This window comes from Serratia sp. NPDC078593 (genome assembly GCF_050268245.1).
Classification (GTDB): domain Bacteria; phylum Pseudomonadota; class Gammaproteobacteria; order Enterobacterales; family Enterobacteriaceae; genus JBNNGK01.
Genome location: NZ_JBNNGK010000004.1, coordinates 204,348 through 230,781 on the forward strand (window position 1 = coordinate 204,348; position 26,434 = coordinate 230,781).

17 protein-coding genes are annotated in these 26,434 nt (G+C 53.5%); 14 read left to right on the plus strand and 3 right to left on the minus strand.

The annotated features are described in order from the left end of the window. Window positions 1–77 precede the first annotated feature (77 nt). From bcsR to ACQKDS_RS06665, 9 genes are all read left to right on the plus strand, one after another. Window positions 78–269 (plus strand): cellulose biosynthesis protein BcsR, encoded by a 192-nt coding sequence (gene bcsR / locus ACQKDS_RS06625; RefSeq protein ID WP_399667606.1) that lies wholly within the window; start codon window positions 78–80, stop codon window positions 267–269. A gap of 3 nt (window positions 270–272) precedes the next feature. Then, on the plus strand, window positions 273–1,010 hold the full coding sequence (gene bcsQ, locus ACQKDS_RS06630; protein WP_399667609.1) for a cellulose biosynthesis protein BcsQ: 738 nt from the start codon (window positions 273–275) through the stop codon (window positions 1,008–1,010). Further along, window positions 1,007–3,610, plus strand: coding sequence for a UDP-forming cellulose synthase catalytic subunit (gene bcsA / locus ACQKDS_RS06635; protein ID WP_399667612.1), 2,604 nt, complete (start codon window positions 1,007–1,009; stop codon window positions 3,608–3,610). Before bcsQ ends, bcsA begins: the two co-directional genes overlap by 4 nt. A 61-nt stretch (window positions 3,611–3,671) precedes the next feature. Further along, window positions 3,672–5,954, plus strand: coding sequence for a cellulose biosynthesis cyclic di-GMP-binding regulatory protein BcsB (gene bcsB / locus ACQKDS_RS06640; protein ID WP_399667614.1), 2,283 nt, complete (start codon window positions 3,672–3,674; stop codon window positions 5,952–5,954). A gap of 4 nt (window positions 5,955–5,958) precedes the next feature. Continuing rightward, the gene (bcsZ, locus tag ACQKDS_RS06645) at window positions 5,959–7,068 is read left to right on the plus strand and encodes a cellulose synthase complex periplasmic endoglucanase BcsZ (RefSeq protein ID WP_399667617.1); all 1,110 of its coding nucleotides are present in this window, start codon (window positions 5,959–5,961) and stop codon (window positions 7,066–7,068) included. Further along, window positions 7,050–10,523 (plus strand): cellulose synthase complex outer membrane protein BcsC, encoded by a 3,474-nt coding sequence (gene bcsC / locus ACQKDS_RS06650; protein ID WP_399667620.1) that lies wholly within the window; start codon window positions 7,050–7,052, stop codon window positions 10,521–10,523. Before bcsZ ends, bcsC begins: the two co-directional genes overlap by 19 nt. Window positions 10,524–10,813: 290 nt before the next feature. Continuing rightward, complete coding sequence (hmsP, locus tag ACQKDS_RS06655) at window positions 10,814–12,829, plus strand: biofilm formation regulator HmsP (RefSeq protein ID WP_399667625.1); 2,016 nt, start codon at window positions 10,814–10,816, stop codon at window positions 12,827–12,829. Window positions 12,830–12,967: 138 nt separating this feature from the next. Further along, window positions 12,968–14,347, plus strand: a complete 1,380-nt coding sequence (locus ACQKDS_RS06660) for an SLC13 family permease (RefSeq protein WP_399667628.1) — start codon at window positions 12,968–12,970, stop codon at window positions 14,345–14,347. Between the two features lie 345 nt (window positions 14,348–14,692). After that, complete coding sequence (locus ACQKDS_RS06665; protein WP_399667631.1) at window positions 14,693–16,162, plus strand: M16 family metallopeptidase; 1,470 nt, start codon at window positions 14,693–14,695, stop codon at window positions 16,160–16,162. Here ACQKDS_RS06665 and ppiC read toward each other — a convergent pair whose 3' ends face one another. Further along, window positions 16,163–16,444 carry a peptidylprolyl isomerase PpiC gene (gene ppiC, locus ACQKDS_RS06670; RefSeq protein WP_399667634.1) on the minus strand — a complete coding sequence of 94 codons (282 nt, stop codon included), beginning with the start codon at window positions 16,442–16,444 and terminating at the stop codon, window positions 16,163–16,165. 302 nt (window positions 16,445–16,746) lie between these two features. Between ppiC and rep the strand changes: the two genes are divergently transcribed. After that, a complete protein-coding gene (gene rep / locus ACQKDS_RS06675) occupies window positions 16,747–18,771 on the plus strand; it encodes a DNA helicase Rep (RefSeq protein ID WP_399667637.1) in 2,025 nt (674 codons plus the stop codon). A 40-nt stretch (window positions 18,772–18,811) separates the two neighbouring features. On the opposite strand, the gene gppA is transcribed toward rep, so the two are convergent. Next, window positions 18,812–20,311 carry a guanosine-5'-triphosphate,3'-diphosphate diphosphatase gene (gppA, locus tag ACQKDS_RS06680; protein WP_399667640.1) on the minus strand — a complete coding sequence of 500 codons (1,500 nt, stop codon included), beginning with the start codon at window positions 20,309–20,311 and terminating at the stop codon, window positions 18,812–18,814. A 130-nt stretch (window positions 20,312–20,441) separates the two neighbouring features. Further along, complete coding sequence (gene rhlB / locus ACQKDS_RS06685; protein ID WP_399667643.1) at window positions 20,442–21,728, minus strand: ATP-dependent RNA helicase RhlB; 1,287 nt, start codon at window positions 21,726–21,728, stop codon at window positions 20,442–20,444. A 131-nt stretch (window positions 21,729–21,859) separates the two neighbouring features. Between rhlB and trxA the strand changes: the two genes are divergently transcribed. From trxA to wzzE, 4 genes are all read left to right on the plus strand, one after another. Then, window positions 21,860–22,186 (plus strand): thioredoxin TrxA, encoded by a 327-nt coding sequence (gene trxA / locus ACQKDS_RS06690; RefSeq protein WP_399667645.1) that lies wholly within the window; start codon window positions 21,860–21,862, stop codon window positions 22,184–22,186. A 536-nt stretch (window positions 22,187–22,722) separates the two neighbouring features. Continuing rightward, complete coding sequence (gene rho, locus ACQKDS_RS06695; RefSeq protein ID WP_399667648.1) at window positions 22,723–23,982, plus strand: transcription termination factor Rho; 1,260 nt, start codon at window positions 22,723–22,725, stop codon at window positions 23,980–23,982. Window positions 23,983–24,268: 286 nt separating this feature from the next. Then, window positions 24,269–25,366, plus strand: coding sequence for a UDP-N-acetylglucosamine--undecaprenyl-phosphate N-acetylglucosaminephosphotransferase (gene wecA / locus ACQKDS_RS06700; protein ID WP_399667651.1), 1,098 nt, complete (start codon window positions 24,269–24,271; stop codon window positions 25,364–25,366). Window positions 25,367–25,382: 16 nt separating this feature from the next. Further along, window positions 25,383–26,420 (plus strand): ECA polysaccharide chain length modulation protein, encoded by a 1,038-nt coding sequence (wzzE, locus tag ACQKDS_RS06705; protein ID WP_399667654.1) that lies wholly within the window; start codon window positions 25,383–25,385, stop codon window positions 26,418–26,420. Window positions 26,421–26,434: the final 14 nt, after the last annotated feature.

Sequence of the window (26,434 nt, forward strand, 5' to 3'; positions counted from 1 at the left end):
AGAATCATCTCGTTAACCCTATCTATAACGATCATTGCTATATTTATTTAACATTAGCCTATTTTCAAGGCGGCAGGATGAATAATCAAATCACACGCTTAAATACAGTTTCGTCATCGGAAGTACAAGATGACCTGCAAGCGCTGAGTCAGGCTTTTTCTTTACCGCCATTACGTTATGTCGATATTTCGCGTCAGGAGCGTTTAGCGCAAATGATGGCGCGTTGGCCATTATTGGCCGAATTATCCGAGCAGCCGGGGAGCCACTAATTTATGCCGGTGATTGCGCTGCAAGGCATTCGAGGCGGAACGGGGACGACGTCGATAACGGCGGCGCTGGCCTGGGCGTTACAACAGCTAGGGGAATCGGTGCTGGCCATCGATTTTTCGCCAGAGAATTTATTACGGCTGCATTTCAATACGCCGTTTACGCAGGCGCGCGGCTGGGCACGGGCAGAGCAGGATGGTATCGACTGGCGGGAAGGAGCCATGCGTTACGGTGAAAAGCTCGACTTTTTACCGTTTGGTCAATTAAACCCGTCAGAACGCGAAAAATATCTCTCCCTGGCTCAACCCAGTGCACCACCGTGGAAAAGCAAACTCGAACAGTTGCAACAGCGTGCGCAATACCGTTGGATTTTGCTGGATGTTCCAGCGGGGGACGATGCGCTGACGCGTCAGATTTTGGACGCTGCCGATCAGGTTTTTTTGTTACTCACACCGGACGTCAATTGTCAGGTACGTTTGCATCAGCAGCCGTTGCCGACCGGTTGCCGGTTTCTCGTCAACCAGTATTCCGCCGCTAGCCAGTTACAGCAGGACTTACATCAACTTTGGCTAACCACGCTGAATGGTTTATTGCCGATGATTATCCACCGTGATGAGGCCGTGGCGGAAGCGATGGCGGTGAAACAACCCTTGGGCGAGTATCGGCCGCAAAGCCAAGCCGCAGATGAAGTGCTGACGTTGGCGAGCTGGTGTTTGATTCATCTGCACGGTGCTGCGCAATGAGCCGGATGATGCACCTGTTGTTGATGCCCCCGGTTTATCAGGCAGGGCAGGCGCGCTATCGGCGCTATCGGCGCAACGGTTCTTCTGCGCTGGCCGCGTGGGTGACCACCCTGTTGGTCGCCTGTTGCTGGGTTTGTTTGCGTTTGGAGTCCCCCGCCTGGCAGCGTTTGCGCGCCGCGCGTGCTTATTGGTTCCCGCATATTTCCCCGCTGCGTCCACGGTTGGCGGATGGGCTACGTTATTTAGTGCAGGCGTTGTGGCTAATGGTGTTTCGCACCGGCCGCGCTCCGCGGGGCCGTTATGCGTTTGCCGGTTGGCGGCGATTGCAACTGCGTTATGTTAACTGGCTGCAGCGGTTACCGCATCGGCTGCACGATGCGGGGGTTGAGCACCGTACCATTGAGCGGCTGAGCCGGATGAATCGAACGTTGCGCCGTGTGATGTTTATTTTTGCGGGCGTCGTGGCCGTGATACTGGCGCTGATATGTATTTCCCAACCTTTTGGTTTATTTGCGCAGTTCATCTTTGTACTGTTGCTGTGGGGCATCGCGATGGTGGTACGGCGGGTTCCGGGTCGCCTGCCTGCCTTGATGCTGATTGTTCTGTCGTTAACCGTTTCTTGCCGCTATTTATGGTGGCGCTACACCGCGACGCTTAACTGGGATGATCCGCTGAGCCTGGTCTGTGGCTTATTGCTGCTGATGGCGGAAACCTACGCCTGGGTGGTGTTAGTGCTGGGGTATTTCCAAACCGTCTGGCCGTTGAATCGCCAGCCGGTATCGCTGCCTGAGGACAGCGATAGCTGGCCGACTATTGATGTTATGGTGCCGACCTATAACGAAGATTTGGGGGTGGTGAAACCTACGATCTACGCCGCGCTCGGCATCGATTGGCCGAAAGAGAAGGTCAACATCTACATACTTGATGACGGCAATCGCGCTGAGTTTCGCGATTTCGCCAACGAGGTGGGTGTGAAGTATATCGCCCGGCCGACGCATGAGCATGCCAAGGCCGGCAACGTCAATAATGCGCTTAAGCAGGCGACCGGTGAGTTTGTCGCGATTTTCGACTGCGACCATGTACCGACGCGCTCATTCTTGCAGCTGACCATGGGCTGGTTTTTTAAAGATAAAAAACTGGCGATGCTGCAAACCCCGCACCATTTTTTCTCGCCGGATCCGTTTGAGCGTAACCTGGGGCGTTTCCGCCAGACGCCCAATGAAGGCACGCTATTCTATGGGCTAGTGCAGGACGGCAATGATATGTGGGATGCCACGTTCTTCTGCGGTTCCTGTGCGATCCTGCGCCGCACGGCGTTAGACGAAATTGGCGGCATTGCGGTGGAAACCGTCACCGAGGATGCGCATACCTCGCTGCGTCTGCATCGTCGTGGCTACACCTCCGCTTATATTCGCATTCCACAGGCGGCCGGGTTGGCGACGGAGAGTCTGTCTGCACATATTGGCCAGCGTATACGCTGGGCTCGCGGTATGGTGCAAATCTTCCGGCTGGATAACCCCTTATTTGGCAAGGGACTGAAGCTGGCGCAGCGCTTGTGTTACGCCAACGCCATGCTGCACTTCTTGTCCGGTATCCCACGGTTAATCTTCCTGACCGCACCGTTGGCGTTTTTGCTGCTGCATGCCTATATCATCTTCGCGCCAGCGTTAGCGATCGCGCTGTATGTGTTGCCGCATATGATTCACTCCAGCCTGACCAACTCACGTATCCAAGGGAAATATCGGCACTCTTTCTGGAGTGAAATCTATGAAACGGTTTTGGCGTGGTACATCGCTCGTCCTACCACCGTGGCGCTGTTCAATCCGCACAAAGGCAAATTTAACGTCACCGCTAAAGGTGGGCTGGTAGAAGAGGAACATGTCGATTGGGTGATTACCCGGCCCTATATGGCGCTGGTGTTGCTCAATCTGGCCGGTTTATGCTTCGGCATCTGGCGCATTATGTATGGCCCAACCGACGAAATCATGACGGTGATCGTCAGCCTGGTATGGGTGTTGTACAACATGACGATTTTGGGCGGCGCGGTGGCCGTGGCGGTAGAGGCCAAACAGGTGCGCCAGTCGCATCGGGTTGAAATCGCGATGCCCGCGTCGATAGCCCGCGCTGATGGACATCTGTTCCCCTGTACGCTCCGTGATTACTCCGATGGCGGTGTGGGGGTTGAAATGCGTTTGCCTAATCAACTCAACGATGGTGACGGCGTGACGTTATTGCTCAAGCGTGGCCAGCAAGAATACAGCTTCCCGTGTGTGGTGACCCGCGCCTTCGGTGCCAAAGTGGGCTTGCGAATGGTGGCATTGTCTACACGCCAACATATTGATTTTATCCAATGTACGTTTGCCCGCGCCGATACTTGGGCGCTGTGGCAGGACGGTTTTCCTGAAGATAAGCCGATTGAAAGCCTGCGCGATGTGTTGGCGTTGGGCTTCCGAGGTTATCTGCGCCTGGCGGATTATGCGCCGCCATTGGTGCGTAGCATATTGGTGGGGTTCACCACCCTGATCGCCTGGGCCTTGTCTTTCATACCGCACAGCGTGGGGCGTAATCCTGGGTTCCGCGCAAAAGAAACCGTGGTGTAGGCCGTGTCCCGACTGCTCGTTCGCCATGGGGTGAACAGGCACTAACTTTGATGATGATACGATGACGAGAAAAATAAGCTGGTTTACTGCGTTGGCCTTAGGCATCAGTACGTTGTCGCAGGCCGAAACCGCGATGACGCCGACCGCTGTTGAACCGCCGCCGACAAGTGTGGATGTGCCAGCGGCATCGCAAGATCCGACGGTGCCAGTGCGCGATGTGCAACTGCCGTTCGCACAAATTGCGCCACCGCCGGGCAGCTTCATCCTGCGTGGTGTACACCCGGATGGGCAGGTTGAGTTCGGTGTGCGCAGTGACGAAGTGGTGTCACAGGCGGTACTCGATCTGGCGTTCACGCCTTCACCGTCGCTCATCCCGGTGGAATCACAGGTCAAAGTGTATCTCAACGATGAATTGATGGGCGTTACCGCTATCTCAAAGGAGCAGTTGGGGAAACCCAATCGTATCCAGATGCCGATCGATCCGCGCTATATCAGCGATTTTAACCGTGTGAAGCTGGTATTTGTCGGCCGTTATCAAAACATTTGTGAAAACCCGGCCAGTCCTTCGCTCTGGTTAGATGTCAGCAAATCCAGCGCACTGCAATTGCGCTATCAATCGCTGCCGCTGAAAAATGACCTGTCGTTCTTCCCGGAACCGTTTTTTGATAGCCGGGATAATCGGCCACTCGATTTGCCGATGGTCTTTGCCGGGCAACCGGATCTCACTCAACAGCGTGCGGCAGGTATTTTGGCGTCGTGGTTTGGCAGCAAGGCACAATGGCGCGGCCAGTCGTTCCCTGCGCTCTTTAATCAGTTACCAAACCAACACGCGGTGGTGTTTGCCACCAATGCCCAGCGGCCAGATTTTTTGCGCGATTATCCGGCGGTCAACGGGCCCACGGTGGAAATGATTAGCCACCCAGATAATCCCTACCTTAAGTTGCTGCTGATCCAAGGCCGCGATGACAACGATCTGATCACCGCTGTGAAGGGGATCGCACAGGGCAATATGTTGTTCCGTGGCCAGAATGTCACGGTGGATAACGTCGAGCAGTTGGCACCTCGTCAGCCTTACGATGCGCCAAACTGGGTGCGTACCGACCGGCCGATGACGTTTACCGAACTGCAACAGTATGCGGAGCAATTGCAAACCAGCGGTATTAAACCTGGGCCGATTTCACTGAACATGAACCTGCCGCCCGATCTGTTTTTGCTGCGCAGCAGCGGTATCGATATGCATCTAAAATATCGTTATACCCCGCCGCGTATGCAGAATGGTTCACGGCTCAATGTCAGCCTGAATAATCAGTTCATGCAGTCCTATGCATTAGTGCCGGAGCATGAGCAGGGTACGCAATTATTGCGCTTGCCGCTGACTCAGGGGCTAATCGATTCAGATAAAAGTGTCACCATTCCGGCGTTGCGGCTCGGTGCGGTTAACCAACTGCGCTTCGATTTCGATTACAGCACCTTAATCTCCGGTGGGGCGGAAGGGCAGTGTGAAACTTATTCGTTAACCCTGAATCATGCGGTGATTGACGGCAGTTCAACGATCGATTTCTCGGGTTATCGTCATTTTATGGCAATGCCGGATCTGCGCGCGTTTGCGAACGCCGCCTTCCCGTTCAGCCGCTTGGCGGATCTGTCACAAACGTTAGTGTTGGTTAATAAACAGCCGCAGCCTGCCCAGGTGAGCGCATTGCTCAATGCATTAGGTAACATCGGTGCACATACCGGGTATCCGGCACTGGCAGTCAGTTTGAGTGACGATTGGTCACAGGCCAAACAGCATGATGCCGATATTTTGCTGATTGGTACCATTCCGCCCGCGTTGCGTGATGATAAACAAATCGGTCTGCTGGTGGAGGCTACCGAAAGCTGGATTAAACAACCCCGGCGGCAGCCGGCGCTGCCCAGCATAGACGTGGAGGCGGAAGGCACCCAGCCGGACAGTAAGACCACCATCGGTTCGGAAGGGGCGATGGCCGCCATCATCGGTATTCAGTCACCGTTTAACGCTCAGCGCAGTGTCGTGGCGCTGTTGGCCGACAGTCCACGTGGGTATGAATTACTTAACGGCGCGCAGCTCGACAGCGGTAAACGTGCGGCGATGTTTGGATCGGTCGCGGTGATCCGTGAGTCGGGCGTTAACAGCTTGCGCGTCGGCGATGTTTACTATGTTGGTCACCTGCCGTGGTGGGAACGTATTTGGCACGGTTTGTCTACGCACCCGGTCTGGCTGGCGGTGCTGGCGGTGATCGTGGTGGTGATTCTGGCATTGATGTTGTGGCGAGGCCTGAAAGCCTTTAGTCGCCGTCGTTTGTCACCGGAAGAGTGGGATTAACGTCATGCATCTGGCAGGGAAATGGGCAGTAAGCCTACTGCTGTTATGTGTCTTCAACGCGACAGCGGCTTGCCCGTGGCCAGCCTGGCAGCAGTACAAGCAGGCGTATATTAGCGCAGGCGGCCGGATTATCGATCCCAGCAGCCCGAATAAGATAACGACGTCGGAAGGGCAAAGTTACGGGCTGTTTTTTGCCTTGGTTGCCAACGACCGCCCGATGTTTGATCGGTTGTTAAACTGGACGGAAGATAACCTGGCGAAAGGGGATCTCACCGCCCACTTGCCCGCCTGGCTGTGGGGGGAGGATGATCGCCAGCAATGGACCGTGTTGGATGACAATTCGGCTGCCGATTCCGATGTGTGGATTGCCTACAACTTACTTGAAGCGGGGCGGCTGTGGGGTAACCGACGTTACCAAACCTTGGGTACGTTGCTGTTGCAACGCATTGCGCGTGAAGAAGTGGCCGATCTGCCCGGTTTGGGCCCTATGCTGTTGCCGGGAAAAGTGGGTTTCGCCGACAGTGACCGTTGGCGGCTCAACCCAAGCTATTTGCCGCCACAGTTGTTAGCCCGTTTCGCTCAGTTGCGTGGCCCGTGGCGGATGATGCAACAAACCAATCAGCGCCTGTGGTTAGCAACGGCGCCGCACGGCTTTTCGCCGGATTGGGTCGTTTGGCAACGGGATAAAGGCTGGCAGCCGGATAGCGTAAAACCGAATATCGGCAGTTACGATGCGATTCGTGTTTATCTGTGGGCGGGCATGTTGGCGAACGACGATCCGCAACGCGCTGCGCTGGTAAAACGGTTCCAGCCGATGATTCAACTCACTGCCCAGCAGGGCGTACCGCCAGAGCAAACCGATGTCGCGACAGGCAAAACCCGCGGCCATGGCCCGGTAGGTTTCTCCGCTGCGTTGCTGCCGCTGTTGTCAGAGCATCCAGAGGTGCTGGCGGTGCAGCGCCAACGCGTCACAGATAATCCGCCGGGCAATGATGCCTACTTTAGCGCCTCGCTGACGCTATTTGGTCAAGGATGGGATCAACAACGTTATCGTTTTAACCATCAGGGTGAACTTCAACCCGCCTGGGGCAGTCAATGCACAACAACAGAATAACCTGGCTAAGCCTATTCCCGCTGAGTCTGGTGCTGATCCCTACCGCGCAGGGGGCAGAAACCGTGTCGCCGGAGCAGTGGCTGCTGGAACAGATACGCGTCGGTGAGGCCAGCCATAAAGAAGAACTGGTCAATCAGTCGTTATATCGCCTTGAGTTGATGGATCCGAACCATCCCGATGTGATCGCGGCACGTATGCGTTTGGCGCTGCGTCAGGGAAATCAGGCGCTTGCCCAGCAGCAGTTAGATAAATTGAAAAGGCTTGCACCTCAGTCCAATACCTATCGACAGGCCGAGATGAACATGCTGCTGACGCAGCCGGAAACCCGGCAACAATTGCAGCAGGCACGGCTAATGGCTACCGCCGGACGGCTAACGGAAGCTAAATCAGCCTATGATGCCCTGTTTAACGGCCAGCCGCCGACGCTCGACCTGTCCGTAGAGTATTGGCGGTTAGTGGCGCGGATCCCCGGCCAAGAACCTAATGCGATCAACAAACTGCAAGCGTTGGATCAACGCTATCCCGGCAGTGTGCAATTGCGTCTGGTGTTGGCGCGTCTGCTGTTTAGCCAGAAACAGGACGCGCTGGCGTATGAAGAATTGCAAAAAGTGGCCGCCGATCCTGCCGGGCGTGCAGAGGCCGCTGATTTATGGTTGGAAAAAATCAAAGAGATGCCGGTCAGTGCCAGCAGCGTGGCGGCACTGCAGCGTTATCTCAGCGTGTTTACCCTTGGCGAGCGGCAGGAGCGTGCGCGTGAAGAGTTAGCGCGCCAAGAAACGCTGTTGGCCGATCCCAGTTATCAGGCGCGAGCGCGTGGATTGGCGTTGGTGGATAACGGCGGGAGCCGCATGGCGATTCCGGCGTTGCGCAAAGCGTTGGCGGCAACGCCAAACGATCCTGAGTTGCTCGGTGCATTGGGGTTAGCTTATGCCCGTTCAGGCAATCGCCAGCAGGCATTAACACTGTTCCGTCAGGCGCAACGTGCGGATCAAAGTGGTTATAACAGCAGTAAATGGCAGAGCCTGATTCAAACCAACGCTTACTGGCTAGCGGTGAGCGAAGGTGACAAAGCGCTGAAGGCGAATAACCTTGCTCTGGCGCAGCAACAATATCAACAGGCACGACGGATCGACAAGACCGACAGCGATGCACTCATTGGTTTGGGCGACGTGGCGCTGGCGCGTCAGGACGACGCTGCCGCTGAAAGTTACTATCAGCAGGCGTTGCGAATCGATCCCGCTAGCAGCAGCGCGGTGCGGGGGTTGGCAAACCTTTATCAGCGCCAGTCACCGCAGAAAGCGTTGGCGTATCTCAATAGTTTACCGCGTAGCCAGCAGCACAAGATGCGTAGCACGCTCGACAGTCTACAACTCGATATACTGAAACAGCAGGCCGAAACGCTAGCGCAACAGCAGCAATGGCATCAGGCCGTAGAAAAATACCAACAGGCACAGGTGCGTGCGCCGAACGATGTCTGGTTAACTTACCATTACGCCCAAGCGTTGCGACAGGCCGGTCAACCTCAGCAGGCGGATGCGCTATTTAGCGCGTTGGCGCAAAAACTGCCCGACGATCCGCAACAGGTCTATGCCTACGCGTTGTACTTGTCTTCCAGCGATCGTGACCGGCAGGCATTGGCGCACTTGGCTACGCTGCCGGATGCGCAATGGGACGACACTATGCGTGAACTGGCGCAGCGATTGAATAGGCAGGCGGTTTTAGATCATGCCGAGCAGCTCCGTGCGGGCGGTGATGAGGCGGCGGCTATTGCCTATTTGAAACAGCAACCGGCGAGTATGCGTTTAGATTTAACCTTGGCGGATTGGGCATTGGCCGCCGGGGACTACGATGCCGCATTGGCGGATTATCAACGCATACGCGCACGTGAGCCAAATAATCCCGATGCGCGTCTGGGTGAGATTGAAGCCTATGTGGCACAGGGCAAAATGGCGGCGGCACGGCAGCGGCTGCAAACTGCTGATTCGCCAACTGACGCCTCAGTCAACAGCCGTCGCCGAGTGGCTAATGCCTGGGGAGCGGTGGGGGAACCGGGCAAGGCGCTGGTTATTTTCAGCCAGTTGAAAACGGCGGTACAGTCTGAGCCCATCGGGCAGAGTAAAGCGTTGGTCTATCGCGATGCGGCACAGTTAGAACGTGGGCAGGGCCTGCCAGAGACGGCACAACAAGACATCAAACAGGCGATGGTGGCCAGCGGCATTACGCCGACGGTGCCACAGGACAACCCGCGCTACACTCGCCTGATGCGCAATACGTCGACCGATGATTGGTTACAACGCGGCATTCGCGCCGATGCAGCAGAGCTGTATCGCCAACAGGATGTCAACGTGACGTTGAATCATGACTATTGGGGCTCAAGCGGCACCGGTGGCGTTTCAGATTATCAAGCGCATGACACTATGCTGCAGGTCGATATGCCGCTGTACGATGGCCGGGCATTTTTCCGCACCGACACCGTACGGCTTGATGCCGGCAATTTTTCCACCGATAGCAGCGGCCGATACTTTGAAACCTTTGGGACTTGCCACACCCAAGGTTGTCGCGGGGATCAGCGGCAAAAAACCACGGGTACCAGTGTCGCGCTGGGTTGGCAGAACGCGCGCTGGGCAGCTGACTTAGGCACCACGCCGATGGGCTTTGAGGTGGTCGATTGGGTTGGTGGCCTGGCCTACAGTGGCGATTGGAATCATATCGGCTGGACGTTGGGCGCTTCGCGCCGACCCATCTCCAGTTCGCTGTTGGCATTTGGCGGCACGCGCGATCCCAATACTGGGGTAACGTGGGGAGGCGTGCGGGCGACTGGCGTCAGCCTGAGCGGCAGTTACGATCGCGGTGAGGCGCATGGGGTGTGGGCCGATCTCAGCGCGCACAGGCTGAACGGCAAGAATGTGGCGGATAACCAGCGTGAGCGGCTGATGGCGGGTTATTACTACAAGCTGATTAACGAAGACCATCGCCGTGCCACCATCGGGTTGAACACCATGCTGTGGCATTACCAAAAAGACCTGAGTGGCTATTCGCTAGGGCAGGGTGGCTATTACAGCCCGCAGCAGTATCTGTCACTGGCGGTGCCGGTTAATTATCGTCAACGTACTGAAAATTGGTCGTTTGAGGTAGGGGGCTCGGTGTCGCTGTCCCATTCTAAAACCAAGGATCAGCGGCGTTATCCCTTGCAAGGGCTGATTCCTGACGCCTTAGCGGATAGAGATGCGATAGAGAAGGGCAGTTCCTCTTCTGGCGTCGGTTATACATTACGCGCCGTTGTTGAGCGTCGTTTAAGTTCGCATTGGACGCTCGGTGCGGGGGTTGATATTCAGCAGGCGAAAGATTATACGCCGAGCCACGCGTTGATTTATCTGCGTTACTCGCTGGGCGGCTGGCAAGGGGATTTGGATCTGCCACCGCAGCCGCTAACCCCGTATGCCGACTTCAAGTAGCGGTTGCTCGTGATTGAGCCAGCGTCGCCGCTGTTGTTAGCGTGTCGCCTGCTGGCTGTTTTGCTAATCTAAATGGGAACATGTGATTACGCCGCACGGTAGGTTTAACGAGTCGCTCGGGACATCAGAACCCTAGGAAAATGCTGAAACCTGTCCTTTTCCTACTGCTTCTAATGTGAAGGTGAGATAAAAACAAGACGCAATCGCGTATACTCAGACCGGTTCACATGCGGGTTCGGTGGTGTTTTCATTACTGCTCATTCTTTCAGCCCGATTAACGGAGAGCTGGTTTGCGGGTCAGGCGTTCACTTACGATTAAACAGATGGCGACAGTGTCCGGGGTGGCGTTGGTGACGATCTGTATTTTTATCGTCATTCAGTTATTTCATTTTGTGCAGCAGCGCAGGGATGACTACGCCCAGCAATTAGAGAATATTGCCCATTCGGTGCGCCAGCCGTTAGCGGAGGCCGTGCTGCGGATGGATGTACCAGAAACGAAACGTGTGCTGAACTCGCTGTTGCCGATCGGCATTTTAACCCGTGCCGATATTGTATTGCCGAATGAGTTTCAAGCCTTTCATTCTACCTTTCCGTCGGAACGACCGGTGCCGTCGCTGATCGCACGCGTTTTTGACTTGCCTGTACAAATTTCTGTGCCGCTGTATTCGTTGGAGCGTGTACCGGCGAACTCGCAGCCATTGGCTTATCTGGTGTTGCAGGCTGACTCGTACCGAATGTATCAATTCATCCTGAGTACGTTGTCGACCATGCTGGCCACTTATTTGTTACTGGCGTTGATACTGACGATCGCCATTACGTGGTGTATGAATCGGTTGATGGTCTATCCGCTGCGCGCGATGGTCAAAGAGTTGGAAAATATCAGCGAAGAAGAGGCGCCTTTTCACCAACTGATGCTGCCGACGTTACATCAGGATGATGAACTGGGTTTGCTGGTTCGTAATTACAATCGCAATCAGCAACGGTTGGCGCGTGCCCATGCTGATATGAGCCGCCTTAGCACGCGCCATGCCGTGACGGGTTTACCCAATCAGGTGTTGCTGACGGCGTTGTTGGAGCAGCATATTGCATCGAGTCTGCGCCCGGCGCGTTTTAACCTGTTAGTGATCGGTATTGAAACGTTGCATGAGGCTACCGGCGTGCTTACGTCAGATCAGCGCGAAACGTTGCTGCTGAAATTGACGGAGAAATTGCGCCAGTGTTTGGGGAAAGAAGCGGTATTGGCGCAGCTGACCCCTACCGAGTTTGCGGTGCTGGCCAAAGATATTGAGCGGCCGTTCCATGCGATGCAACTGGCAAGGCGTATTATGGCGCAGGTTAACGCTCCGCTCGATATCCAGCAGATGTCACTGCGGCCTAGCGCTAGCATCGGCATTGCGCATTATCTTGATCGTAACCAAAGTGCCGAGCAGTTGTTGCGCAGCGCAATGTCGGCCATGATGTCGGCGCATCGTGACGGTAAAAACCGTATCCTGTTTTTCGAACCTAGCCTGACTGAGCGTACGCAAAAGCGGCTAACGCAGGAAAGCGAAATTCTGCATGGCATCGAGCAAAATCAGTTTACGCTTTTTCTGCAACCGCAAATCGATATGCGTACCAATGCGGTGATCGGTGCTGAGGCATTGTTGCGCTGGCGCCAGTACGACGGCAGCGTGACGCTGCCAGCAGATGTTATCCCACTGGCGGAAGAACTCGGGGTGATTGTTCCGCTGGGTCATTGGGTGCTGGAAGAGGCGTGCCGCATTCTGGCAGATTGGCAGCTGCGCGGTATTACGTTGCCGCTGGCGGTCAATGTTTCCGCACTGCAAATGCAAGATGATCATTTCGTGGCGGATCTGAAACAGGTGTTAGCACAGCATCGGATCGACCCGAGTAAGCTGTTGCTGGAAATTACCGAAACGGTGCGTATTGACGATTTGGATCACATGTTGGCGCTGTTGCGTGAGCTGCGCGATCTGGGGTTGTCGATCGCGCTGGATGATTTCGGTATGGGGTATTCCAGCCTCAACTATCTCAATCGGTTAAAATGTGTACCCATTGATCTGATCAAAATCGACAAGAGCTTTACCCAAGGTTTGCCGGATGATGACGCGATGGTTCGCATCGTCAGTGCCATTTCTGACGTGCTGGGTCTACCGGTGATGGCCGAAGGTGTGGAAAATGCGGCCCAGCGTGACTGGCTACGGGTAAATGGGATCCACTGCGGGCAAGGTTTTCTGTTCTCATGTCCTTTACCACGCGAAGAGTTTGAAGCCCAATTTGCGGTTCGGGCTGCTGAACAGGGCTAATGTGCTGTTATCAGTGTGTTATTGCTCGCATAAATAATATCTTTTTCTCAACAAAACCGTAAACAATCCCTATGCTATGTTGCGTTCTTCGTACGGTTGATTAGCCGTACGATATTTTAACACCAAGGGATAACAATCATGGCTGATACTCCTCTGACACCCTCTACCGCCTCGCCGGCGACGCGAAGAGGGCTGCTGATTCTACTGGCCGACATCATTATTTTCGTCTTATTACTCAAATTGTTACCGTTCAGTCCACAGGAAAATGCCGGGCTGGCACTGTTAGCCTTTATCGGTATTCTTTGGCTGACAGAGGCGATACACGTCACCATTACGGCCTTACTGGTGCCGATTATGGCGGTGTTGCTGGGCATGCTTGATGTGAATAAAGCGCTATCCTCGTTTGCAAACCCCACCATATTTTTATTCTTCGGTGGATTTGCACTGGCGACGGCGTTACATATCCAGAAACTGGACCGGCTGATAGCTAACCGCTTACTGATGTTGGCCGGCGGTAAAATGCTGCTGGCCGCGCTGATGTTGTTTGGTGCCACGGCGGTGATGTCGATGTGGATCAGCAACACCGCCACGGCAGCCATGATGTTGCCGTTGGCGATGGGGGTGTTGAGTAATCTCGATCGTGAGCGTGACCATAACACCTACGTTTTCCTGCTGCTCGGCATTGCTTACAGCGCCAGCATTGGTGGTTTGGGGACCATGGTGGGTAGCCCACCTAATGCCATTGCCGCCGCCCAATTGGGGCTGGACTTTGTCGGTTGGATGAAGTTTGGCATACCGGTGGTGATTGTGTTGATGCCGCTGATGGTAGGCACGATTTACCTGATGTTGCGCCCTAACCTGAAGCACCGTTTTGAGACCCAATTGGAGCACTTCTCGTGGACGCAATCGCGTTGGATTACGCTGGGGATTTTCCTGCTGACGGTGTTTTCTTGGGTGTTCAGCAGCCAGCTGAGCGCACTCATGGGCGGCATCAAGCAGTTTGACACCTTGGTCGCGGTGGGGGCGGCGGTATTGATTGGTATCAGCGGTGTGGCAAGCTGGTCGCAAATACAGCAAAACACCGAGTGGGGGGTGCTGATGCTGTTTGGCGGTGGCCTGACGTTGAGCGTAATCCTTAAGGATTCCGGTGCCAGCGCAGTGATGGCAGAGGGCATGGCTTCACTGTTCGGCGCTAGCCACTGGTTTATCATCATCTTGGCGGTGGCAACATTTATCATCTTTCTGACGGAGTTCACCAGTAACACCGCCAGTGCTGCATTGTTGGTGCCGGTATTCGCCACGGTGGCAGAAGCGTTGGGGATGCCGTCGGCACTGTTGACGATTGTTATTGGTATCGGTGCTTCTTGTGCCTTTATGCTGCCGGTGGCCACGCCGCCAAACGCCATCGTCTATGGTACGGGCGAAATCCGTCAGCGTGAAATGGTGCGCGTTGGTTTTTGGCTAAATATCATCTGTGTGCTGGTGGTGACATTGTTCGCTTGGTATGTCTGGCGTTAATAAATTATAAAATTTTTATTATAAAACATCGGCTGTTGCGGCAGCCGATGACCTTCCTCTGAGCCTTTTACTGATAAAAATCCTGTTGACGATTATTTTTCGCCTTCCTAAGTGACATCCGCCAAGGCATGCGGTCTAACACAGTGATACACTTTCTACTTTGCGCCCCACTGTGAAACTCAGGGCGTATTTTTCTGATTTCATGAAATGGAATCCTCGTATTGACATATATTCAGAATAATTCAAGTCGCCAAGATGGACGCGTAATGTATCAATGCCCACCAAAGTGCCACTTGAAATAAGCCGGATATGAATAAATTGGATAGTGATTAAGTAGGGGTTCACATGCAGGGCACCAGAATTCATCTTATGGTTGGTGGGCTATTGTTGGCTTCAGCCTGTTTCAGTGTGCAGGCTGAGGCACTACACCCCGATCCTGCCTGGCAGCAGGGAGAACTTGCTAACGGTTTTTCTTGGCAATTTCTTGATACGCCGCAGCGGCCGAGCGATCGCATCGAGCTGCGATTGCTGGTCAACACCGGTTCGCTGGTTGAGTCTTCCCAGCAGCTCGGCTTTGCCCATTTGTTGCCGCGTTTGGCTATGACGCGCAGCGAAAGCTTTACGCCAGAGCAACTGCATGCGTTGTGGCAACAAGGGGTAGACAATGATCGTCCATTGCCGCCAGCGATCACCTCGTATGACTTCACCATGTATAATCTGAGCTTACCCAATAACCGCCCAGATTTGTTGAAAGAGGCGCTGGCCTGGCTTTCTGATACCGCCGGCAAGCTCAAACTCGACCAAGAAACGGTGCGTATGGCGGTGGATTCCAACGCCGATCCGATCGGTATCCTGCCGCCTAATCCGAAAGATGCCTGGTGGCGTTATCGTCTGAAAGGTTCGGCGTTACTAGCCCATGATCCGGGCGAGCCAGTGACGCGTCCGGTGAATCTCGAGCAGTTGCAAAAATTCTACCAGCAATGGTACACCCCGGATGTCATGACGCTGTACGTGGTAGGCAAAGTTGATGGCCGAAGCCTGAATGAACAAATCAATAAGGCGTTCTCGCCGCTGGAAGGTAAACGAGAAATGCCAGCGCCGATGCCAACGCTGACGCCGTTACCTCCCCTGCCGGTCAGTATGATGAGTGACGAAATTGCGCAAGATAGGTTGTCTATCATGTGGGATAAGCCGTGGCATCCAATCCGCGATTCGCAAAGTCTGCTGAGTTATTGGCGTAGCGATCTGGCGCGTGAAGCATTGTTCTGGCATTTGCAGCAAACGTTGGAAAACAGCTCGCAAAAAGAGATGAAACTGAGCTTCGATTGTCGCGTGCAGTATCAGCGTGCGCAGTGCGCTATCCATTTGGATACGCCGAATGCCAATCTGAATGCTGGATTGGAGTTTGTCGCGCAGGAAATGGCCAATATGCGTAATAATGGTCTGTCTCAGCAAGCGTTCGACGATCTGTTAGCGCAAAAAAATGATCAATTGAGTAAGCTGTTTGCGACCTATGCGCGCACCGATACTGATGTGTTGATGTCTCAACGTCTGCGTTCGCAACAAAATGGCGTGGTTGATATCTCTCCTGAGCAGTATCAGAAATTGCGGAAAGAATTCTTATCGACACTGACGCTGGAATCACTGAATCAGGCGCTTAAGCTGCAGCTATCGCAAGAGGCGACCTTGGTGTTGCTACAACCGAAAGGTGAACCAGAAATGAACATGAAGCAGTTACAGGACAACTATAACCGCATCATGAGGCCAGCGCCTGCCGTCGTGAGCGAAAAGGTGAAACCGGTCGGCGCGCAGTAATTAATTGCGATAAAGCACTTTGATAATATGATAGCCGAACTGGGTTTTGACCGGCCCATAAGGTTTTAATAGCGGTATGCTGAATACCGCTTTATCAAATGCCGCCACCATCGTGCCTTTGTTGAATTCGCCCAGCGAACCGCCGTTGCGTTTTGACGGGCAGGTTGAATATTTTCGTGCCAACGTGTCGAAACTGACGCCGCGCTTGAGTTTAGCCAGTAATTCATTCGCCAGTGTTTCGTTATCCACCAGGATATGCAGTGCGCTTGCTGTTTTTGCCATGGGGTTACCTTTGGTCATGTCATGCAGAAATTATGCTGATTATACCCGTCATACTTCAAGTTGCATGTGTGTTGGCTGCGCTCGTTCACCCGAATCACTGACCAGAGTAAGCTCATCGGGATTCGTTACTTGTCGCCTTCCTGCAACGCGAATTATTTAGCGTATAGATGCTGACTCTTTAACGCCGCAGCGTGGTGAACCGTTTTTCATTACGCCGCGCGGCGGGATTAGCGGTTAAATCTTGGCGGTGCTTTCTGCTACACTTCCCTCCCCACGTGAAGACAGTTGAGCAAAAAAACGCCATGCGATTAAACCCCAGCCAACAACAAGCCGTCGAATTCGTTACTGGCCCATGCCTGGTTTTAGCCGGCGCCGGGTCGGGTAAAACGCGCGTGATTACCAACAAAATCGCTCATCTGATTCACCATTGCGGCTATCAGGCACGCCATATTGCGGCGGTGACCTTTACCAATAAAGCCGCGCGTGAGATGAAAGAGCGCGTGGCGCAAACGCTGGGGCGAAAAGAAGCGCGCGGGCTGATGATTTCAACCTTTCATACGTTAGGGCTGGAGATTATTAAGCGCGAATACAAAGCGTTGGACATGAAATCTAATTTCTCGCTGTTTGACGATCGCGATCAACTGGCGCTACTGAAAGAGCTGACTAAGCAAGCGTTAGAGGAAGATAAAACGTTACTGGCTCAGTTGATTACCACGATTTCCAACTGGAAGAACGATCTGATCGATCCGCAGCGGGCGATGGAGCAGGCGCGTTCAGAGCGTGATAAACGTTTTGCACATTGTTATGGCCTGTATCACGCACATATGCGGGCGTGTAACGTGTTGGATTTTGACGATTTAATCTTACTGCCGACGTTATTGCTGCAACGCAATGAGGAAGTTCGTGAGCGCTGGCAGAATCGGCTGCGTTATCTGTTGGTGGACGAATATCAGGACACTAACACCAGTCAGTATGAATTGGTCAAATTGTTGGTGGGCAATCGTGCGCGCTTTACCGTGGTCGGCGATGACGATCAGTCTATTTACTCTTGGCGTGGCGCGCGGCCGCAAAATCTGGTGCTGCTCAAAGAGGACTTTCCGGCGCTGCAGGTCATCAAACTGGAACAGAATTACCGTTCCAGTGAACGTATTCTGAAAGCCGCGAATATTTTGATCGCTAATAACCCTCATGTATTCGAAAAACGGTTGTTCTCTGAATTGGGTTACGGCGAAGCATTGAAGGTGGTGACCGCCAATAACGAAGATCATGAGGCTGAACGGGTGGTCGGCGAATTGATCGCCCATCATTTCGTCAAGAAAACCCAGTACGGCGATTATGCCATTCTGTATCGTGGTAACCACCAGTCGCGGGTGTTCGAAAAAATGCTGATGCAGAACCGGATCCCGTACAAGATTTCTGGCGGCACGTCCTTTTTCTCGCGGCCGGAAATCAAGGATCTGTTGGCTTATTTACGCGTCTTGACCAACCCAGATGATGACAGCGCTTTCTTGCGTATCGTGAATACGCCAAAGCGAGAGATTGGGCCGACGACACGGCAAAAATTGGGGGAATGGGCCAGCCTGCGCAATAAGAGTCTGTTTCATGCCAGTTTTGATCTGGGGCTTAGCCAGCATCTGAAAGGGCGAGGTTTAGAGTCGTTACAACGTTTCACCGTTTGGCTTAACGGGATCGCTGAATTAGCAGAACGTGAGCCGGTCGCTGCGGTACGGGATCTTATCCACGGTATTGACTATGAAAGTTGGCTGTTTGAGACGGCAACTAGCCCGAAAGCGGCCGAAATGCAGATGAAAAACGTCAACACGCTATTCGGTTGGATGACCGAAATGCTGGAGGGCAGCGAGTTGGATGAACCGATGACACTCTCCCAAGTGGTCACCCGCTTTACCTTGCGTGACATGATGGAGCGCGGGGAAAGTGAAGAAGAGCTGGATCAGGTACAGCTGATGACGCTGCATGCGTCGAAAGGGCTCGAGTTCCCCTATGTGTTCTTGGTGGGCATGGAGGAGGGATTATTGCCACATCAGAGCAGTATTGATGAAGATAATGTCGATGAAGAGCGACGTTTGGCCTATGTTGGCATTACACGCGCCCAAAAAGAGCTGACATTTACCCTGTGCCGCGAGCGTCGCCAGTATGGCGAGTTAGTGCGCCCGGAACCGAGCCGTTTTCTGTTGGAATTACCACAGGATGATTTGGCCTGGGAATCGGAGCGTAAAGTGGTTAGCCCGCAAGAGCGGATGCAAAAAGGGCAAAGTAATGTGGCAAATATTCGTGCCATGTTAGCGAAAGCGAAAAGCGGCGGGTAAAGCGAGGTGAGCGGGTTCGGTATGCTGAACCCGCATCATATTACTGCTGTTCTTCCAACAACAACGGCCAGTGGACATAGCTCTGCCATTGGCTTTCCTGATCTAACGCTTCGGCGCGCAGTGGGTGCTGCTCCAGCCAACCGCGCGGCACAATGACATGCAATGCTTCATCATGGGTATTGGCGCGTAATCTGACGGCCGGTAACGTGTCGTCACGACGGCGGCTGGCGAAGATAATCGCTAAGCGCAATATGCGACACAAATGCTGCGCCATCCGCGGTGGAACGGCATTTTGCTGGCTAAGTAGCGTTAAATCGAGCGTATTGCTTTGATTTTGCAGCAGGGTGGCTAACAGTTTTTTCTGTGCGGGGGTGAAGCCGGGGAGATCCAAGTGGCGAATCAGGTAGGCCGCATGTTGTGGAGCCTGTTTGAAATCAACGCTGAGGCCGATTTCATGCAGCAGACAGGCCGTATGCAACAACTCACGACAGTGTGCATCCAGTTGCCACTCGTTGGCGACCTGTTGCGAGAAGTTAACCGCCAGTTGGCTGACGCGCGCCGCTTGCTCGGTATCTAACAGATAGCGGCGTTGCAGATTACGGATCGTGCGGCTGCGAATGTCCTGTTCCACCGGCAAGTGCAGCATGCCGTAAACCAGCCCTTCACGCAGTGCGCCACCGGCCAGCGTCATGCTGTCGATGTTGAGCTCTTGGAAAATAGCCAACAAAATCGATAGCCCACTAGGGAAAACCAAGGCGCGTTCCAGCGTCAGGCCTTCAATTTCCAGCTCTTCCAACTTGCCGCACTGAATCGCACGCTGCTTCAATTGACGCAGCTTTGGCAGGGTGATGCGTTCATCCATCCCTTGCGCGACCATGATTTCTTGGAGCGCCTGTACGGTGCCGGATGCGCCAACGCAAACTTGCCAGCCATGCGCCCGCAACGGTGACGCAATCGGCCGCACCATTTCCCGTGCTGCCAATTCGGCACGATCAAAATTATCCCGGCCAAGATTTCGATCGCTGAAGAAGCGTTCCAGCCAAGTGACACACCCCATCGACAGGCTATAAAGCTGAGCGGCCTGCGCGCCAGTGCCGGTTACCAGCTCGGTACTGCCACCCCCGATATCAACCACGAGTCGCTGATCTGAACCGCCGGTGGTGTGTGCCACGCCGTGATAAATCAACCGCGCTTCTTCTTCCCCGCTGATGACCTGCACGGGACAGCCGAGGATTGCTTCGGCCGTTTGCAGGAACTCCGCGGAATTCGACGCTAAACGCAGGGTCGCGGTTGCGACTACGCGAATTTGCGCGCGCGGGATGTCCTGTAAACGCTCAGAAAACAGTTTCAGACACTGCCAACCGCGCTGCATCGCATCATGTGACAGAAGGTTATTCTGATCTAACCCCGCAGCAAGGCGAACCTTGCGTTTAATCCGCGCTAAGGTCTGGATACTGCCCGCCACCTCGCGAACCACCAACATGTGAAAACTGTTGGAGCCAAGATCGATGGCGGCATATAGCGTGCTGGAACTGAGCATAGTTATCCCCTATTTCCTTTCAATTCGCATCGTTACTGGCGGTATGCGCTCATCTCTATCACTTACTGACGTAAGCCCCGAAGGATGGATGAGCTTACCGTCTGGATGCAACGTGAAATTCATTGGGTAATCAGCCTGAACGTTTACGGTTGTTACGGGGTGCTCCGCCGCGTCGTGGCGATGAATTGCGGCGCGGGCCATTGCCGCCGCGTGGGCGCGAAAGGCGCTTCGGCGCAGGCAAATCAGTCAGCAGTGCGTCGCTGTTGTACTTGCTCACGGGAATACTGTGGCCAGTATAGGTTTCAATCGCTGGCAGGTTGAGTGCGTATTCTTCGCAGGCCAGACTGATGGAATGGCCACTTTCACCCGCACGCCCGGTACGGCCAATGCGGTGAACATAATCTTCACAGTCATCAGGCAGATCGTAGTTGAAGACGTGAGTGACCAACGGAATGTGAAGGCCACGGGCTGCCACGTCGGTGGCGACCAATATATCCAGGTTGCCTTTGGTAAAATCGTCCAAGATGCGCAGCCGTTTTTTCTGCGCCACGTCGCCGGTCAGCAGGCCTACGCGGTGACCATCAGCGGCCAAGTGACCCCAGACATCTTCGCAGCGGTGCTTGGTGTTGGCGAAAATGATGGCGCGATCTGGCCACTCTTCTTCGATCAACGTCTGCAACAGGCGCATCTTTTCTTCGTTAGACGGGTAGAACAGTTCTTCTTTAATGCGGTGGCCGGTTTTTTGTTCCGGTTCAACTTCCACATATTCGGCGTTGTTCATTTGTTCAAACGCCAGTTCGCGTACGCGATAAGACAGGGTGGCGGAGAACAGCATGTTCAGGCGTTGATCGACCGCAGGCATACGGCGGAACAGCCAGCGAATGTCTTTGATAAAGCCCAGATCGTACATCCGGTCGGCTTCATCGAGTACTACAACCTGGATAGCCCCCAGATCGATATAATTTTGTTTAGCGTAGTCAATCAAACGGCCAGTGGTGCCGATGAGAATGTCAACGCCGCTTTCCAGCACTTTCAGCTGTTTGTCGTAGCCGTCACCGCCGTAGGCCAGACCCAATTTCAGCCCGGTGGACTGGGATAGACCTTGCGCATCTGAGTGGATCTGTACCGCCAGCTCACGCGTTGGCGCCATGATTAGGGCTCGCGGTTGGTTGGTTTGGCGATCCTGTTTCGCCGGGTGGGAAAGCAGATAATGAAACGTAGACGCTAAAAATGCCAGCGTCTTTCCGGTACCGGTTTGCGCCTGACCTGCAACGTCACGCCCAGAGAGCGTGAGCGGCAATGCTAACGCCTGAATAGGCGTGCAATTGTGAAACCCTTTTTTTTCAAGGGCTTCAAGGACTAACGGGTGCAGGGCGAAGTCGGAAAACTTCTGTTCGGTCAAGTGTGTTTTGCTCATAGTGTGGTAGAATATCAGCTAACTATTGCTTTACGAAAGCACATCCGTTGAAATAAACGCGGTGAAATAAAATCACCTTGAGTTGGTTGATGCTACACCAACAAGGTAGACATAATCCTGTGGAGTAGAACATGAGCGATAAAATTATTCACCTGACAGACGACAGCTTTGCTACCGAAGTCTTGCAGACCGAAGGGCCAATCTTGGTCGACTTCTGGGCTGAGTGGTGTGGTCCGTGCAAGATGATTGCTCCGATTCTGAACGAAATTGCCGAAGAGTTCGACGGTAAATTAACGGTCAGCAAACTCAACATCGACGAGAACCCGGCGACAGCACCGAAGTTCGGTATCCGTGGTATCCCAACGCTGTTGTTGTTCAAAAATGGTGAAGTGGCAGCGACCAAGGTCGGCGCGTTGTCCAAAGGTCAGCTTACAGATTTCCTGAACGCGAATCTCTAATCGGGCGGGATGCCCCGGGTCAGGCGCACGGTGGGGATGCTCACCGCCTGACCCAACGTCACGGGTTATGTCGCCAGGTGGCCAGTGCGTGTTCTCTAACGTCAAGTGCCGGCGATCGCACAGCGTTAACTGCGAAGCTTCAAGTACGAAGGGTGTAGACGCCTGCCAAGAAGCGTGTTAAGTTTAACCATACTGCATATAGAACTTGCCCGAAGTTTTAAATCTAAAGAGTTTGAATCTAAAGCGTTACTCTGTGTTGAACCATTGGCGTTATCACTAAACTGAATCAGCCCGTGTTTTGACAATCAAGGTTTTGACAATCAAACGGTTATGCAAAATCAATTTTAAGGTACCTTCGATCTTAAACCACCAATGTGCGCGTCCGACGTAAGCCATTTCTTACCATGACAGCTCTGTGGCACGGTGATCGAACGTCCAGTTAACAGGCACGAATACCCCGATGACGGGTATATCACGCTGCCATACCATTCACGTTATAAGTTCGAGACATACCCCGAGTTTAAGAACCCACCACTATGAATCTTACCGAATTAAAGAATACGCCGGTTTCTGAGCTGATTACTCTCGGCGAAAATATGGGGCTGGAAAACCTTGCCCGTCTGCGTAAGCAGGACATTATCTTCTCTATTCTTAAGCAACACGCGAAAAGTGGAGAAGATATCTTCGGCGACGGCGTACTGGAGATATTGCAGGATGGATTTGGTTTCCTCCGCTCTGCTGACAGCTCCTACCTCGCCGGTCCCGACGACATCTATGTATCCCCTAGCCAAATCCGCCGTTTCAACCTCCGTACAGGCGACACCATCGCCGGTAAGATTCGACCGCCAAAAGAAGGCGAGCGCTATTTTGCCCTGTTGAAAGTTAATGAAGTTAACTACGACAAACCGGAAAATGCGCGCAGCAAAATCCTGTTCGAAAACTTGACCCCGCTGCATGCGAACTCTCGTTTACGTATGGAGCGCGGTAACGGCTCTACTGAAGACTTAACCGCCCGCGTACTGGATCTGGCCTCACCGATCGGTCGTGGTCAGCGTGGTCTGATTGTTGCACCGCCGAAAGCCGGTAAAACCATGCTGTTGCAGAACATCGCGCAAAGCATCGCCTACAATCACCCGGATTGTGTGCTGATGGTATTGCTGATCGACGAACGTCCGGAAGAAGTGACCGAGATGCAGCGTCTGGTTAAAGGTGAAGTGGTTGCGTCTACGTTCGATGAGCCTGCTTCCCGCCACGTGCAGGTTGCGGAAATGGTGATCGAGAAGGCTAAGCGCCTGGTTGAACACAAGAAAGACGTGATCATCTTGCTTGACTCCATTACTCGTCTGGCGCGTGCTTATAACACCGTCGTGCCCGCTTCCGGTAAGGTCCTGACCGGTGGTGTGGATGCCAATGCCTTGCACCGTCCAAAACGCTTCTTCGGCGCGGCGCGTAACGTGGAAGAGGGCGGCAGCCTGACAATTATCGCGACGGCGTTGGTGGATACCGGTTCAAAAATGGATGAGGTTATTTACGAAGAGTTTAAAGGTACCGGCAACATGGAATTGCATTTGGCACGTAAAATTGCCGAAAAACGCGTATTCCCGGCCATTGACTACAACCGTTCAGGTACCCGTAAAGAAGAGTTGCTCACCACGTCTGAAGAACTGCAGAAAATGTGGATCCTGCGTAAGATTATTCACCCAATGGGCGAAATCGATGCGATGGAGTTCCTCATCAATAAGTTGGCGATGACGAAAACCAATGATGAGTTTTTCGATATGATGAAACGTTCATAAATTCAGAAAAATTTCAAAGAACGCCACGCCTAGTCGTGGCGTTTTTTGCTTTTGGCGGATACGATACACGGCAGAAATGGAATGTAAGTTCTTCTTACGACTTACGGTGAATCCAGCTTATTGCGAGAGTTATCGGTGTTTCACTTACGCACAGCATGTATTAAGTGGGATTTCAATAAGACTGTATTCCTGTCGTCATAGGAAATGACCGAAAGGTAGTGGGGATTTATGGTGCAAATTTCCGGCCATGATAAGCTACCTCATCCTCAAGAGAGATCTGTTAACTGTGAATTTACTCACTATGAGTACTGAAATCTTATTTGTTTTCCTGTTTTCTTTGGCATTTTTGTTTGTTGCTCGCAAGGTGGCAAAGCGAATAGGTTTGGTCGATAAGCCAAATTACCGGAAACGTCATCAGGGATTGATTCCTCTCGTTGGCGGTATTTCTGTCTACGCAGGCCTGTGTTTTGCCTTCCTTATTTCCGAACAAACGATTGCGCATGGAAAACTGTACCTCGCCTGTGCGGGGGTTTTAGTGTTTGTGGGGGCGCTGGACGACCGTTTTGACATTAGCGTTAAAATTCGTGCGACCATCCAGGCCTTTGTCGGCATCGTCATGATGGCCTTTGCTGGTCTTTATCTGCATAGTTTTGGCTATGTGTTCGGCAACTGGGAAATGTTGCTGGGGCCGTTTGGTTATCTGGTTACGCTGTTTGCCGTATGGGCCGCGATTAACGCGTTCAATATGGTGGATGGTATTGATGGCCTGCTCGGCGGGCTTTCCTGTGTGTCATTCGGCGCACTGGGGGTGCTGTTGTACGAAAGTGGCTATACCGATCTGGCCTTCTGGTGTTTCGCGATGCTGGCGGCGATAGTTCCTTACATTCTGCTAAACCTTGGCATTCTAGGCCGACGCTATAAAGTGTTCATGGGGGATGCGGGGAGTACCCTGATTGGTTTTACCGCTATCTGGCTGTTATTGCAAAGCTCCCAAGGCCCGAGCCATCCGATCAAGCCGGTCACAGCATTATGGATTATTGCTATTCCGCTGATGGACATGATCGCCATTATGTATCGTCGCTTGCGCAAAGGAATGAGCCCCTTCTCGCCTGACCGGCAGCACATCCATCATTTGATCATGCGGGCAGGCTTCACGCCACGCCAGGCTTTTGTGCTGATTACTTTGGCCGCCGCCATTTTGGCTGCGATCGGTGTGATGGGTGAGTGGTTAAGTTTTATCCCTGAATGGTTCATGTTGGCACTGTTTTTGCTTGCTTTCTTCTTCTACGGTTATTGCATTAAACGCGCCTGGCGTGTCGCGCGTTACATTAAGCGCATCAAGCGCCGGTTACGGCGTTCTAATGACGGCCAGAAAGTACCTTAATAGAGGTTTAGAAACGATGTCTGACAACAACAACTCGGCGGTGGATAACGAACTCGATATTCGAGGCTTGTGTCGTACCCTATGGCGTGGCAAAGCATGGATTATCGGTATTGCCGCGTTGTTTGCTGCCGTGGCGCTGAGCGTTTCCTACTTGGTGAAGCAGGAATGGAGTGCGACCGCGATCACCGACAGTCCAACGGTTAACGCGCTGGGCGGGTATTACTCCCAGCAGCAGTTCCTGCGCAATCTGGATGTGCGTACGATGCCTGCGGTGTCGTCTGACCAACCGAGCATTGCCGATGCGGCTTATAAAGAGTTTGTCATGCAGCTGGCGGCGTATGATACCCGGCGAGACTTCTGGCTGCAGAGTGAGTATTACGCGCAGCGCCAGGAAGGTGAGGCGCGGGCGGATGCGGCACTGCTCGACGATCTGATTGCCAATATTCAGTTCACGGCGCGGGATGATAAAAAAGCGCCGAACGATGGTGTTAAGTTAACGGCAGAAACGGCGCCGGATGCTAACCGCTTGTTACGCGAGTATATCGCGTTCGCCAGCCATCGCGCTGCGTTACATTTGAATGCGGAGATTCAAGGCGCGTGGGCGGCGCGTACCTCCTCGATGAAGGCGCAGGTCAAGCGCCAGGAAGCGGTGGCGGAAGCGGTATACAAACGCCAATACAATACCGTACAACAGGCGTTGAAAATTGCTGATCGGCAGGGTATCAAGCGGTCGCAGACCGATACACCCGTTGAACAGTTGCCCGATTCCGATCTGTTCTTGCTAGGCAAGCCAATGTTGCAGGCTCGGTTGGAAGGTTTACAGGCTTCTGGCCCAAGCTACGATCTGGATTACTATCAAAACCGTGCCATGTTGGGCACGTTGAACGTTGGGCCAACGCTGGATAATAAATTCCAGACTTATCGTTATTTGCGCACCCCCGAAGAGCCGGTCAAGCGTGATAGCCCAAGGCGGGTTCTCTGGCTGATAGTGTGGGGCGCAATGGGGGCACTGGTAGGTGCCGGTGTTGCCTTGGCGCGTCGGTCACGTAATTAAAACCACGATAATAG

Coding starts and splice junctions, on each gene's coding strand:
- bcsR (WP_399667606.1), top strand. CDS start 78: ATGAATAATCAAATCACACGCTTAAATACAGTTTCGTCATCGGAAGTA.
- bcsQ (WP_399667609.1), top strand. CDS start 273: ATGCCGGTGATTGCGCTGCAAGGCATTCGAGGCGGAACGGGGACGACG.
- bcsA (WP_399667612.1), top strand. CDS start 1,007: ATGAGCCGGATGATGCACCTGTTGTTGATGCCCCCGGTTTATCAGGCA.
- bcsB (WP_399667614.1), top strand. CDS start 3,672: ATGACGAGAAAAATAAGCTGGTTTACTGCGTTGGCCTTAGGCATCAGT.
- bcsZ (WP_399667617.1), top strand. CDS start 5,959: ATGCATCTGGCAGGGAAATGGGCAGTAAGCCTACTGCTGTTATGTGTC.
- bcsC (WP_399667620.1), top strand. CDS start 7,050: ATGCACAACAACAGAATAACCTGGCTAAGCCTATTCCCGCTGAGTCTG.
- ACQKDS_RS06660 (WP_399667628.1), top strand. CDS start 12,968: ATGGCTGATACTCCTCTGACACCCTCTACCGCCTCGCCGGCGACGCGA.
- ACQKDS_RS06665 (WP_399667631.1), top strand. CDS start 14,693: ATGCAGGGCACCAGAATTCATCTTATGGTTGGTGGGCTATTGTTGGCT.
- ppiC (WP_399667634.1), bottom strand. CDS start 16,444: ATGGCAAAAACAGCAAGCGCACTGCATATCCTGGTGGATAACGAAACA.
- rep (WP_399667637.1), top strand. CDS start 16,747: ATGCGATTAAACCCCAGCCAACAACAAGCCGTCGAATTCGTTACTGGC.
- gppA (WP_399667640.1), bottom strand. CDS start 20,311: ATGCTCAGTTCCAGCACGCTATATGCCGCCATCGATCTTGGCTCCAAC.
- rhlB (WP_399667643.1), bottom strand. CDS start 21,728: ATGAGCAAAACACACTTGACCGAACAGAAGTTTTCCGACTTCGCCCTG.
- trxA (WP_399667645.1), top strand. CDS start 21,860: ATGAGCGATAAAATTATTCACCTGACAGACGACAGCTTTGCTACCGAA.
- rho (WP_399667648.1), top strand. CDS start 22,723: ATGAATCTTACCGAATTAAAGAATACGCCGGTTTCTGAGCTGATTACT.
- wzzE (WP_399667654.1), top strand. CDS start 25,383: ATGTCTGACAACAACAACTCGGCGGTGGATAACGAACTCGATATTCGA.